General features: G+C 66.6%; 16 protein-coding genes. 15 read left to right on the forward strand and 1 reads right to left on the reverse strand.

Going from position 1 to position 11,277, the window contains the following annotated elements; translation table 11 throughout:
- Window positions 1–161: 161 nt before the first annotated feature.
- Window positions 162–629: a MarR family winged helix-turn-helix transcriptional regulator gene (locus MAA8898_RS25335; RefSeq protein ID WP_176445328.1), complete on the reverse strand. Its 468-nt coding sequence runs from the start codon at window positions 627–629 to the stop codon at window positions 162–164.
- 77 nt (window positions 630–706) lie between these two features.
- Here MAA8898_RS25335 and MAA8898_RS25340 point away from each other — a divergent pair, with 77 nt between their 5' ends.
- From MAA8898_RS25340 to MAA8898_RS25400, 15 genes are all read left to right on the forward strand, one after another.
- Complete coding sequence (locus MAA8898_RS25340) at window positions 707–1,729, forward strand: YHYH protein (protein ID WP_094023812.1); 1,023 nt, start codon at window positions 707–709, stop codon at window positions 1,727–1,729.
- Between the two features lie 34 nt (window positions 1,730–1,763).
- Window positions 1,764–2,075 carry a hypothetical protein gene (locus MAA8898_RS25345; protein ID WP_094023804.1) on the forward strand — a complete coding sequence of 104 codons (312 nt, stop codon included), beginning with the start codon at window positions 1,764–1,766 and terminating at the stop codon, window positions 2,073–2,075.
- A gap of 34 nt (window positions 2,076–2,109) precedes the next feature.
- Window positions 2,110–2,850, forward strand: coding sequence for a hypothetical protein (locus MAA8898_RS25350; RefSeq protein ID WP_094023805.1), 741 nt, complete (start codon window positions 2,110–2,112; stop codon window positions 2,848–2,850).
- Between the two features lie 23 nt (window positions 2,851–2,873).
- On the forward strand, window positions 2,874–4,100 hold the full coding sequence (locus MAA8898_RS25355) for an Lcl C-terminal domain-containing protein (RefSeq protein WP_094023806.1): 1,227 nt from the start codon (window positions 2,874–2,876) through the stop codon (window positions 4,098–4,100).
- Window positions 4,101–4,167: 67 nt separating this feature from the next.
- Window positions 4,168–4,503, forward strand: a complete 336-nt coding sequence (locus MAA8898_RS27010) for a hypothetical protein (protein WP_245853645.1) — start codon at window positions 4,168–4,170, stop codon at window positions 4,501–4,503.
- Window positions 4,409–5,044, forward strand: a complete 636-nt coding sequence (locus MAA8898_RS27350) for a ferric reductase-like transmembrane domain-containing protein (protein WP_370738643.1) — start codon at window positions 4,409–4,411, stop codon at window positions 5,042–5,044. Before MAA8898_RS27010 ends, MAA8898_RS27350 begins: the two co-directional genes overlap by 95 nt.
- Before the next feature lie 170 nt (window positions 5,045–5,214).
- Window positions 5,215–5,409: a hypothetical protein gene (locus tag MAA8898_RS26630; RefSeq protein WP_217900543.1), complete on the forward strand. Its 195-nt coding sequence runs from the start codon at window positions 5,215–5,217 to the stop codon at window positions 5,407–5,409.
- A gap of 3 nt (window positions 5,410–5,412) precedes the next feature.
- Complete coding sequence (locus tag MAA8898_RS26635; protein WP_217900544.1) at window positions 5,413–5,685, forward strand: FAD-binding protein; 273 nt, start codon at window positions 5,413–5,415, stop codon at window positions 5,683–5,685.
- 214 nt (window positions 5,686–5,899) lie between these two features.
- Window positions 5,900–6,388, forward strand: coding sequence for a peptidase associated/transthyretin-like domain-containing protein (locus MAA8898_RS25370; protein ID WP_094023808.1), 489 nt, complete (start codon window positions 5,900–5,902; stop codon window positions 6,386–6,388).
- 59 nt (window positions 6,389–6,447) lie between these two features.
- Window positions 6,448–7,035: a ferric reductase-like transmembrane domain-containing protein gene (locus MAA8898_RS25375; protein WP_094023813.1), complete on the forward strand. Its 588-nt coding sequence runs from the start codon at window positions 6,448–6,450 to the stop codon at window positions 7,033–7,035.
- A 118-nt stretch (window positions 7,036–7,153) separates the two neighbouring features.
- Entirely contained in the window at window positions 7,154–7,441 is a 288-nt protein-coding gene (locus MAA8898_RS25380) for an ArsR/SmtB family transcription factor (RefSeq protein WP_094023814.1), read from the forward strand.
- The gene (locus MAA8898_RS25385) at window positions 7,438–8,496 is read left to right on the forward strand and encodes a permease (RefSeq protein ID WP_094023809.1); all 1,059 of its coding nucleotides are present in this window, start codon (window positions 7,438–7,440) and stop codon (window positions 8,494–8,496) included. Before MAA8898_RS25380 ends, MAA8898_RS25385 begins: the two co-directional genes overlap by 4 nt.
- 42 nt (window positions 8,497–8,538) lie before the next feature.
- A complete protein-coding gene (locus tag MAA8898_RS25390) occupies window positions 8,539–8,775 on the forward strand; it encodes a thioredoxin family protein (protein WP_094023810.1) in 237 nt (78 codons plus the stop codon).
- Window positions 8,772–9,683 (forward strand): MBL fold metallo-hydrolase, encoded by a 912-nt coding sequence (locus tag MAA8898_RS25395; RefSeq protein ID WP_176445329.1) that lies wholly within the window; start codon window positions 8,772–8,774, stop codon window positions 9,681–9,683. Before MAA8898_RS25390 ends, MAA8898_RS25395 begins: the two co-directional genes overlap by 4 nt.
- A gap of 660 nt (window positions 9,684–10,343) precedes the next feature.
- The coding region (locus tag MAA8898_RS25400) for a calcium-binding protein (RefSeq protein ID WP_141194960.1) at window positions 10,344–11,277 on the forward strand (934 nt) is incomplete at its 3' end.

Consider the following 11,277-nt stretch of genomic DNA (forward strand, 5'->3'; position numbering starts at 1 on the left):
ACCGCGCCGCCAAAGGCTCGGCAACCCCGATGACCAGGAACAGCGACGCAATGATCGTGGTCGTGATGACGATGTCCACGACGATCACATGCCATCAGCAGAGGTCAAGGGCCGGGCACGGTCGGGCTTGCGCCGGAGCGCTGGACCGGGGGGCCGCGGCGTCATCGGTTCGCCGCGGACCTTGCCCGCTGGCCGCGCGCACCCGGCACCGCGCCGCCAAGGCCGTTGCGCAAGCGGCGGGCCAGGTCGAAGAACCTGTCCGCATCGTCGCCAAGCACCGTTTCGATGGCGGCGTCGACCTCGGCCCAGGCCGCCTCGATTCCGGCAAGCATGGCGCGCCCCTTTTCCGTCAGGTCCAGCACGTTCTGGCGCCGTGACGCCGGATCGGGCGCGCGCGAGATGTAGCCCGCGGCCAACAGGCGGTCGGTCATCGTGCTCATGCTGGCCGGGGTGATCCCGAATTCAGCGGCAAGATCGGCCTGGGACACGGGGCCCAACCGGGCCATCGCCTCGATGACACGGGCCTGCCGGTGTTGCAGGCCAAGCGGCGCCAGCCGGCGGCGAAGGTCTGCCTCGACGAGATCGGCGCTGTGCGTGAGTCCGTGAAAACGGTGCTGATCTGCTTGCATACTAATAGTTAGTATCCTAATTGAATGCGTGGTACAAGACTCAAACACCATCGCCCTGTTCCGTATTGGAGGCTGACATGCTGCTGACCCATCGACCCGATCGCGGGGTAGTGTTCCTTCTTGCCGTACTTGGGGCCGCTGGGCCAGCGGCTGCGCAAACCGAAGAGGTGCGGCTTGCCCGGATCGCGGATTTCTTTGCGTCGGCGCAGCTGGTGGCGGGTCCCGATCTCGTGGATTGCACGCTTTCGGGCGGGACGGACACCACCTGTTTCTCGATCACGGTACGCCAGGCGCCCCAAGGCGACACGCTTGGCCCCTGGTGCCCGACCCACATCACCGATGGTCCCGAGGCCGGCGGCCTCTGGTTCCTCGACGGCAAGACGGTGGACGTGGACGGGGACTTCATCACTTCGCTGGCCGAGGTCTACGGCGACACGAAGTGGCAACTCTACGATCCCGAAACAGGCGACGTGCGCTTTACCGGCACGCTGGAGGCCTGCGAGGCCGCGGCGCGTCCGGACGTCGACCCGGCCTATCACAATTACTGTGTCCAATGCCTGCCGGAATACCTGCCCGAGGGCGCCACGCTGACCTATGTCCTGCCGCTGGACCGCTATCCGGTCGATCGCCCGGCACCCGCCAACCGGACGGGCGCGGGCGTGGCCTTGAACGGTGTGCGGATCGACGGCCCGGCGCCGCTGGATGCGATCCTCGCCGCCTATACCATCGCGGCCTTCGACGATTGTGGCGGTCATATCAACACGCATGTGGGCTATCACTACCACGCTGTCACCGATTGCCTGACCGGCACCGCGACGACCCTGGAGGGCGCCTCCGCCGAGGCGGTCACCGCCCATGGCGGCCAGATCGGCATCGCGATGGACGGCGCCGCGATCTTTGCCCACAGGCTTGCCGACGGGACCGATCCCGAAGGGCTGGATGCCTGCTACGGGCACGCAGTGGACGGGCTGTCCTACCACTATCACGCGGGAGCTGCCGGCTCGAACCAGAATCTTGGCTGTCTTTCGGCGGAAACCGGCTGCGTCCTCGTTGAAGGGGAGACGGTCTGCGACGCCAGCCGTCGCCCGCCGCGGCCCTGAGCCATGTGCATCCTCGAACTCGGAGTGTTTCCGAATGAACCCGCGTATCCTTTATTATGCATCCCTGGCCGTGATGGGGGTGCTCGCCTCGGCAGCTGTCTGGACGGCGGGCGAGAGCCAGATCGCCTCGCCTGTCGAGGTCGCGCAATCCGCGCCGCCGCCCCAGGGTGGCCCGCACGGCGGCCCGCCGCCGCGCGAAGCCTTCGAGGCCTGTGCCGCGCTGTCCGAGACCGATGCCTGCGCCTTTCCGCTTGATGGGGCAGAGATCACCGGGAGCTGTCGCCAGCCGCCGCAGGGGCGCGACAATGCGCTGATCTGCTTTCCCGCGCAGGCCGGCAACGGCTGACGTGGCTCCAGGGCGGCAGAAGAGGCGCATCAGGATGACATCGACATCCGAGAACGGGCCGACGCCGATGCGCGGCCGAACCTCCGGCGCATCGCGCCAGATCGCCTGGACGCTGCTGATCGTGGCGGTGCTCTGGGTGGTGTCGAGCCAGGCCTACTACGCCCTGGTCGAGGCGCTGGGGCTGGAACGCGGCTATGACGGTGCCCCGATGCTGTTCACGGTCTATTACCTGGGCTGGGCGGCGCTGGCTGCCTGGCTGTTCCGGCCGCTCTTTGCCGAGGTGCTGACCCGCGACCGCGTGGCGTGCGAGGGGCTGGCCTTGTTGCCGGTCCTCGCCGGCTTTGCGATGATCGTGGTCTATGTCCTGCCGCTGCTGCCCAAGGTGTCCGAGGTCCGCGCGCCAGCGAACCCGCCTGAGTTCATGTTTGCATCGGCCTGGTACTACCTGCCGAAATCGGCCGACATCCTGTTCCAGCAGGTGCTGGCCGCGGCGCTGATCTTCACGGGGGTGCGTGCGGGGCTCGGGATAGCCGTGTTGAGTGTCGGCATGGCGGCGGCCTTCGGGCTGTTTCACCTCGGCCTTGCCCTTGATGGCTTTACCTCGCTCTACGTCGCCCGGTTCACCCTGGCCGCCACCTTTTTTGGCGCGCTTTTGCCGTATCTTTACCTGCACCTGCGCAGCGGCTTTCGCTGGGCCCATTCGCTGCATTGGGGTTTTTACGCCGCCGATGCGATCCTCACCCATTTCCTGCTGGCCGCCCCGCCCTGGGCCTGAGCCCGAACCGAAAGGGAAACACCATGCCGTCCTGTCTCAAACCCGCCGCCGTGCGTTACGCGGCCTTTCTCCTTTGTCCGCTGATGGTCACGGCGCAACCCGGCCAGGCGCAGGGCCTGAGCTATCCTGTCGTCGACACCATGCAGGACCGGTGCTTTGACACCGTCGGAGAGGTCATTGCCTGTCCTGCCCCGGGCGAGGCGCTGCACGGTCAGGATGCGCAATACGGCCGCCTGCCCGCGTCCTATTCCGACACCGGCGACGGCATCGTGACCGACGACAACACCGGACTTGTCTGGCAGAAGACTCCGCCGAACGACCGGCTTCAATACGCCGATGCGCTGGCCTACTGCGAGGCGCTGGATCTTGGTGGGCGGATCGACTGGCGCGTCCCGTCGATCAAGGAGTTGTATTCGCTGGCCGACAATCGCGGCGAACTGCTGAGGCCGGAAGAGGGCACGCCGACCCCCTATATCGACACCGGCGTGTTCGATTTCTTCTATCCCGAGGGGCGGATGGCCTTTGCCGGCCAGTACTGGAGTTCCACGCTCTACATCAAGGGACCGGTCCAGAACGGCCGCAACCAGGCGGCCTTCGGTTTCAACTTTGCCGACGGTCATATCAAGGCCTATGGCACCGGGCGTGACTTTTACACCGGCGCGCCGGCTGTCAGCGGGCTGCCCAACGGCCCCTCCGATGGCAAGACGCCCGGCAACTACGTGCGCTGCGTCAGCGGCGCCGAGGACGTCTACGGCGTCAACGCCTTTGTCGACAACGGTGATGGCACGGTGACCGACGCCGCCACGGGCCTGATGTGGCAGCAGGCCGACGACGGCACGCGCCGCGAGTGGCAAGAGGCGCTGGCCTATTGCGAGGCGCTGGAGCTTGGCGGCTACGACGACTGGATCCTGCCCGACTCCAAGGCGCTGCAAAGCATCGTCGACTACAGCCGCACCGGGTTTCCGGCGATCGACGAGACGGTTTTTGTCATCACCAGGGACTCCGAGACGCTGGATTTCTGGACCAGCACGACCTTCGGCGACTGGAAGAATTACGCCAATGTCATCGCCTTCGGCAAGGCGCTCAGCAAGGCGGGTGATCAGACCGAATACACCGACTGGCATGGCGCCGGCGCGCAGCGGTCGTCCATCAAGACGGTCATCGGCCAGGAGATGACAGAGGACACCACCTGTTCGGTCAACGCCTGCGACTACAACCGGTCCGACAACCTTGTGCGCTGCATGCGCTAGACGGGTGATGCGCCGGGCGATGGCCTGTGGGCCGTCGCGCTGCACCGCCCGCGTGAAGAGCGGAACGATGAAATCGACAGGGATCACCCACGGGGCCGTGCTGCTGGGCCTCAGGCTGCTGTGGGTCGCGGCCAACCTGCCGCTGCCTGACGCCTTTACGGTCATCGCCCTGCGCGACCTCGTGGTGCAGTATTCCGGCGTGCTGGCCATCGGCGCGATGAGCATCGCCATGGTCCTCGCCGTGCGGTCGCCCCGGGTGGACCGCACGGCTGGACGGGTTCGACAAATCCTACCGCCTGCACAAGTGGCTGGGCATCGCGGCTTTGGTGGCGGCGCTGGCACACTGGGGTGTGGTGAACGCGCCGAAATGGGCGACAGCGCTGGGTCTGATGGCGGCACCTGAACGCGGACCGCGCCCGGTCAGTGGTGAGGTCGCAGATGTCCTGACCATCGAGTCGGTCCTGCGCAGCCCGCGCGGCCCGGCAGAGGGGCTGGGCGAAAAGGCGTTCTACCTCGCGGTTCTGTTGATCGCGTTGGCGCTCATCCGGCGCATTCTCTACCGTCTGTTCGCCAAGACCCATACCCTGATCGCTGTCGCCTATCTCGTGCTCGTCTTCCACTCGGTCGTGCTGATGGAGTTCGACGCCTGGACGCAGCCCGTGAGGGTCGTCACGGCGCTGCTGCTGGTCGGCGGCACGGGCGCGGCAGTTCTGGCGCTGACCCGGCAGATTGGGCGCCGCCTACGGCGGCTGGGGCGACATGTTCGAACGGGTGCCATTCACCAACGGCGTCGAAGTGCATCACGATCTGGTCGTCGACCTGAACTACCGCGTCTACCGGCTGGGCAACCCTGTCGCGGGAGGCCCCGGCAGCCCGCCGGATGCCGAGGGGGCAGAGGTCGCTGGCGGACCCTTTGTGCCGGGGGAGTTCCGGCGCAGCTTTGACGGGCCCGGTGGCGATGGTTCGCCGCCCGGTTCCGGCAAGGGCGGCGCGCCCGACGGCCCGCCCCCGGGCTTTTCGCCCGGGGCCAATGTCGGCGGCGGCTCTGCCGGGATGGCGATCCACAAATCCGAAGGGCTGGTGCCCTGCAACGACCGCTGCTCTTGGCAGCCACATGGCGGGCGGGATCTACACGCAGATCGGGTCGTCGCTGGCGGGCTCCGCCGTGCTGGGAGCCATTGCCGGCGAGGCGGCGACGGTCTATGCGGCAGGCGTGGATACTCTGACTATCCCCGACGCGCGGCTGACCCGGATCATCAACGAAATCCTCTCTCCCCTGCGGCGCGAGGCGGGTTATGCCCCGGCCTGAGTCATGCAAACGCTGCAAGGCGTGATGATCCCGAAGTTCGTTCTCTACATCAAGAAGGCCACGATGATGCAGGCGGCGCTGACCTATGTCGAAGACCTGTGCGACCATCACGCGCCGATGCTGCGCGCCGCCAACATGCATGAGCCGCAGCTGGCCTGGGAAACCCGCAACATGATCGTGAGCGCCGAGATGAAACTGCGCGCTTCGCTGTTCCGCACCGAAAGCCGGTGCAGCCATTACCGGCTGGAATACCCGGAGGTGGACGACGCGAACTGACACCCCTGGATCAACATCCGCCAAGGCGCGGACGCGCGATGCAACTGAGCAAGCAGCCCAAAGACAGCTGGCCGGACGCGGGGCGACCGGGCAGCGCGTCGGAGGCGCGGTAGTCCCCGGGGCATCCATCCGTTCACGCGGTTGTCAATCCGATCTTGCTACACGCGACGGCGACTTCTGCTATTTTCAAGGGGAACACAGCTGAGGAACAGCCATGAAACTGATCCATCCGACACGCCGCGTTCTTCTGGCCGCCGCGGGGTCCGCGGCGCTTGTCGCGGCCTCGGGGCTCTCAGTGCCTGCGCGGGCGCAAGGCGTCGCCCCGACCCCGTCCATGCGCGGCGGGGCCAACAACTACCGCCCCGGCGCCCCAGTCGTCGAGCGGATCGGCGGCGGCGGGTTCTGGATGACCGGCACCGTGCGGCGCGCGGGCGATGGTGCCCCCTTGCCGGGCCAGCGCATCCAGGTCTGGGCGCATACCACCGAGGGGCACGAGCGCGACTGGCACAGCCATGGCGCGACGCTGACCGACGCCAACGGTGAATTCCGGCTGGAGATGCCGCAGATCGTGCCCGCTTTCGGGCAGGCGCACGGGCATCTGGCCTATGACAGCGGCGAGTTCGAAACGGTCTTCCTGCGCCCGGTCATGTCCAGCCCCAGGGACACCACGCTCAGCGCGCATTTTGTGCTGAAACCGGCCTGAACCCGGTGCGGTTTGCCGGACCGACCCTTGTCTGGCTGGTGCTGGTGACCACCATCGCGATGCCGCTGGCCGTGGCGGCGACCAGCCCGCTGCTGGCGTGGCGCCAGCCGGTCTACATCGCTGCCGGGTTCGCCGGAGTGATCGGGCTGGCGCTGCTGCTTGTCCAGCCGCTTTTGGCGGCCGGGGCGCTGCCCGGGCTACCCGCACCGCGCGGACGGCGTGTGCATCTCTGGGTCGGCGCTGGGCTGGTGCTGGCCGTGCTCGTACATGTCGGGGGGCTGTGGATCACCAGCCCGCCCGACGTGGTGGATGCGCTGCTTTTCGAGTCGGCAACGCCGTTTTCCGCCTGGGGCGTGGTCGCCATGTGGGCGACCTTTGCCGCGGCCCTTGTCGCCGCGCTGCGCGGGCGATTGCACCCGCGCACATGGCGCCTGGGCCATACGGCGCTTGTCTCGGTCGTCGTTGTCAGCACCGTGGTGCACGCGGTGCAGATCGACGGCACCATGGGCCAGGTGTCGAAGGTGCTGCTATGCGCCTTTGCCCTTGCGGCCACCGGAAAGGCCATCGCCGACCTGCGGACATGGCGGCTGTTGCGACGCCGCCGGAGCGCAGGGGGGACGGGCGTCGGCCCGGATCAATTGCGCTGACGCGCCGGACGAGGTCCGATTTCAACGCAACTGCCCAACCAATGCCAAGGCGCCAAGGACCGCATCGCTGTTGATATGGATCAACGCGCATATGCGAACACGCGCATATGTATGGCCCATGCAGGAGATTCTCACCGCCATTTGCGACCCGACCCGCCGCGCCGCGCTTTCCATCCTTTGGGACGGGACCGAGCATTGTGTCTGCGAGCTGATGGCGCGCCTCGACGCGACGCAAAGCCGGATGTCCCGGCACATGAAGGTGCTGCGCGAGGCGGGACTCGTCCTCGACAGGCGCGACGCACAATGGGTGCGCTATCGCCGCAATCCCGAGCTTTCGCCGGAGTTCACCGCGGTTGTCGACGCGGTTCTGGCGGCGGAAGACGCATCGCAAAGGAAGGTCGCATGACCATCGAAACCCACGAGCCGCACGCGCCGCGCAGCATCCCCGACTGGGCGTGGTATGCCGGCGTGCCCCTTGTCGCCGTCCTGTGGTGGCTGATCTACGGGCAGTTGATCCCGTTTTCCGAGTGGGCGACGGCGCTCTTTCCGGTCGCACGCGACGGCCACACCGGCGAGGCGATCGCCTTTTTCATCTATGACGTGCCCAAGGTGCTGCTTCTGCTGACCGGGATCGTCTTTGTCACCGGTGTGTTGCGCAGCTGGTTCAGCCCGGAAAAGACCCGCGCGATCCTGGCGGGAAAGCGTGAGATCTGGGGCTATCCGCTGGCCTCGCTTCTGGGCGTGCTGACGCCGTTCTGTTCATGCTCTTCGGTGCCGCTGTTCATCGGCTTTGTCTCGGCGGGGATCCCGCTGGGCGTGACGTTTTCCTTCCTGATCGCCGGGCCGATGGTGGGACCGGTGGGCCTGGGGCTGCTCTACGGGCTGGTCGGCTGGCAGATCGCCACGATCTATCTTGTCTTCGGTTTCACCCTCGCCACGGTCGCCGGCGTCGTCCTCGGCCGGATGGGGCTGGAGCGGTATCTTCAGGACTGGGTGCGCGAACTGAACGCCGGGCCCGTGGGCGATCTGCCCGATCAGCGGCTGACGATGGTGGACCGGCTGAAGACCGGCGTCGAACAGGTGCGCGAGATCGTCGGCAAGGTCTGGATCTGGGTGCTGGTCGGCATCGGCTTCGGTGCGGCCATCCACGGCTATGTCCCCGAGGAGATGATGCTGCGGATCATGGGCGGCGAGGCCTGGTGGTCGGTTCCGGCGGCGGTGGTCGTGGGCGTGCCGATGTACACCAACGCGGCCGGGGTCATCCCCATCGTCGAGGCGCTGCTGGGCAAGGGGGCGGCGCTGGGCACGACGCTGGCCTTCATGATGTCGGTGATCGCGCTGAGCCTGCCCGAGATGATCATCCTGAAACAGGTGCTGACCCTGCGCCTGATCGCGATTTTCCTTGCCGTCGTCACTGCGGGCATCCTCGCCACCGGCTTTCTGTTCAACGCCCTCCTGTGATCGACCCGGCGGGCCGACGCGAAACCCCGAAAGGAAACACCCATGAAAACCGTCAAGGTCTACGGCCCCGGCTGCAAGCGCTGCGAGGCCACGGAAGCCATGGTCAAGGACGCCGCGGCAAGGCTGGGCATCGCGGTCGATGTGGAAAAGGTCACCGATGCGAAATCCATCGCGATGGCGGGCGTCCTGTCCACGCCGGGCCTTTCGGTCGACGGCAAGCTCGTCCATGCCGGCGGCCTGCCTGACGCCGCAAAGCTCGAAGGATGGCTGCGCGCATGATCCGATCCCTTGCCCTCGCGGTCATCCTGACCCCTCCGACCCTCTCTGCCGCCGGTGTCCTGGAAATCCGGCCCGTGACCGCGGATGTCTGGGCCATCGTCGGCGAAAAGGCCCAGCGCAGCCCCGAGAACCTGGCCAACAACGCGACCTTCGGATTGGTCGTGACCGAGGCAGGCGCGGTGCTGATCGATCCGGGCGGATCGTGGCAGGGCGCACAGGCGCTGCACGAGGCGATCAGGAGCGTGACGGACCAGCCCGTGACCCATGTCGTCAACACCGGCGGGCAGGATCACCGCTGGCTGGGCAATGGCTATTGGCAGGCCCAGGGCGCAACGGTGATCGCGTCCGACGCCGCGGTGGCGGACCAGAAGGCCCGCGGCTCGATGCAGATGACCGTCCTGGCGCAGTTGATCGGCGACGCGCTGGAAGGCACCGACCCAAGCCTGGCGGACGTGACCTTTGCCGACAGGTTTTCGCTGAGTGTTGGCGGCCTGTCCTTCGAGATCGTGCATCCGGGCGCGGCGCACACGCCGGGCGACAGCTATGTCTGGGTGCCGGAGCGGGACACCGTGTTCACCGGCGACATCGTCTATATCGAGCGGATCCTCGGCGTCGGCGAGCAAAGCTCGATCACGTATTGGCCCGCGGCTTTTCTGGCGGTCGAGGCCACGGGGGCCGCGCATGTCGTCCCGGGCCATGGCGGACCGACGACCCTGCCGCGCGCCCGCGCCGACACCTACGATTACCTGATGAACCTGCGCGCCCGGATCGGAGCTCTGATTGACGCGGGCGGCGACATCATGGCCGCGCCCGAGGTGGACCAGACGGCCTTCGCACACCTGGAGCAGTTTGACAGCCTCGCCCGCGGCAACGCCCAGATCGCCTTTCAACAGATGGAATGGGAGTAAGGCGCGCGCGTTTCGTCTTTGGTGGTGGCGTCCCACGGCAGCCGGAGCATCGTGCACGCGGATCGGATGCTCGCCGTGCGGTGGGCCTTCAGGTCCTTGCGCAGGCTCACTCGAACGCCTGGCGGTCGCCTGCTCGCTTCGTTCATCCTTCCTCGGCCTCCTCGGCCTCCTCGGCTGACGAGGATCACGCCTTCAAGAACGCGCCGGTCATCCCTTTCGGGACATCAATGCGCAATGCCGTGCCGGGCAGTGGGCGCTGGGCTTTCCGTGTGAATTCGGGAAAATGGGTTCACGACGCGCCATCCGCGCATCCGTCAGCCAATAGCGATTTCTTATGTCACTGCTCTCTTTTCGAGCGTTGAATCAGCTCCTTGGGGCCTGATTAATACGTCCCGAGCCTGGCAAGGTGTCCGGGTTTCGGAGGCCAGCCCAGTTCGACATGCCCACCTTTGCGACCTCGGACCATTCCGCAGGTCGGGTTCTTGTGCCGACCGGCGGGGCACCATCGGCCGCCGCTGGCCCGGCAACCTGAGAGCCCGTTCCGGTTCTGCCGGCGCGTTGCGGCGGCGTGCCAAGGGAACGAAGGATAGAGCTTTGTAAATAAACACTACCTCAACCAGTGAGGCCTAAGTTCTGCACTCCAGAGGAGCGCGAGGATCCATGGCAACCTACGCCGTCACCACATCGAACTGGAATGATCCCGGCTTTTGGAACGCGATTGTCGAGTCCGAAGGCGGTCACGCGCTTGATCTGTCCGGACTGCCGGACAGCTTTCGGATCACGATGGTCTCGGGAACCGGCAAACTGTCCATAAGTGACGGCACGACGACATTTGTCATTGGTGACGCGAGCGCGAGCGGGACTTTCAACGCACAACTGGGCGCATCGACCGAGTTCGAGTATTTCGCGATCACGGGGAGCGCTGGCAACGACAGCATGACCGGCAGCGGCAGCGCCGAGAATTTCAGCGGTGGTGACGGGCACGACAGCTTTTACGGAGGCGGGGGCAGCGACTCCCTGTCCGGCGGCGCGGGCAACGACAGCTTCCTGGTCTCCGGCAGCGGCGACGGGCTGGACCAGATCGACGGCGGGTCGGGCACCGACACCTGGCAGGGCAGCTGGACCAGTGACGTGTTCAACGTCTCCAGCGGCCTGGGCAACCTGACCAGCATCGAGGTGATCGCCGGCGGCGACGGCTACGACGTGATCCGCGCCACCTCCGGCAACGACATCCTGGACCTGTCGACCGGTTACACGCTGACCGGCATCGAGGAAATCGATGGCGGCGCGGGCAACGACACCATCATCGGCACCGCGGGCAACGACACGATCCGCGGCAACAGCGGCAGCGACTCCCTGTCCGGCGGCGCGGGCAACGACAGCTTCCTGGTCTCCGGCAGCGGCGACGGGCTGGACCAGATCGACGGCGGGTCGGGCACCGACACCTGGCAGGGCAGCTGGACCAACGACGTGTTCAACGTCTCCAGCGGCCTGGGCAACCTGACCAGCATCGAGGTGATCGCCGGCGGCGACGGCTACGACGTGATCCGCGCCACCTCGGGCAACGACATCCTGGACCTTTCGACCGGTTACA

The sequence above is a fragment of the Antarctobacter aquimaris genome (assembly GCF_900184945.1).
GTDB lineage: Bacteria > Pseudomonadota > Alphaproteobacteria > Rhodobacterales > Rhodobacteraceae > Maliponia > Maliponia aquimaris.

Coding starts and splice junctions, on each gene's coding strand:
- MAA8898_RS25335 (WP_176445328.1), bottom strand. CDS start 629: ATGCAAGCAGATCAGCACCGTTTTCACGGACTCACGCACAGCGCCGAT.
- MAA8898_RS25340 (WP_094023812.1), top strand. CDS start 707: ATGCTGCTGACCCATCGACCCGATCGCGGGGTAGTGTTCCTTCTTGCC.
- MAA8898_RS25345 (WP_094023804.1), top strand. CDS start 1,764: ATGAACCCGCGTATCCTTTATTATGCATCCCTGGCCGTGATGGGGGTG.
- MAA8898_RS25350 (WP_094023805.1), top strand. CDS start 2,110: ATGACATCGACATCCGAGAACGGGCCGACGCCGATGCGCGGCCGAACC.
- MAA8898_RS25355 (WP_094023806.1), top strand. CDS start 2,874: ATGCCGTCCTGTCTCAAACCCGCCGCCGTGCGTTACGCGGCCTTTCTC.
- MAA8898_RS27010 (WP_245853645.1), top strand. CDS start 4,168: ATGAAATCGACAGGGATCACCCACGGGGCCGTGCTGCTGGGCCTCAGG.
- MAA8898_RS26630 (WP_217900543.1), top strand. CDS start 5,215: ATGGCGGGCGGGATCTACACGCAGATCGGGTCGTCGCTGGCGGGCTCC.
- MAA8898_RS26635 (WP_217900544.1), top strand. CDS start 5,413: ATGCAAACGCTGCAAGGCGTGATGATCCCGAAGTTCGTTCTCTACATC.
- MAA8898_RS25370 (WP_094023808.1), top strand. CDS start 5,900: ATGAAACTGATCCATCCGACACGCCGCGTTCTTCTGGCCGCCGCGGGG.
- MAA8898_RS25375 (WP_094023813.1), top strand. CDS start 6,448: ATGCCGCTGGCCGTGGCGGCGACCAGCCCGCTGCTGGCGTGGCGCCAG.
- MAA8898_RS25380 (WP_094023814.1), top strand. CDS start 7,154: ATGCAGGAGATTCTCACCGCCATTTGCGACCCGACCCGCCGCGCCGCG.
- MAA8898_RS25385 (WP_094023809.1), top strand. CDS start 7,438: ATGACCATCGAAACCCACGAGCCGCACGCGCCGCGCAGCATCCCCGAC.
- MAA8898_RS25390 (WP_094023810.1), top strand. CDS start 8,539: ATGAAAACCGTCAAGGTCTACGGCCCCGGCTGCAAGCGCTGCGAGGCC.
- MAA8898_RS25395 (WP_176445329.1), top strand. CDS start 8,772: ATGATCCGATCCCTTGCCCTCGCGGTCATCCTGACCCCTCCGACCCTC.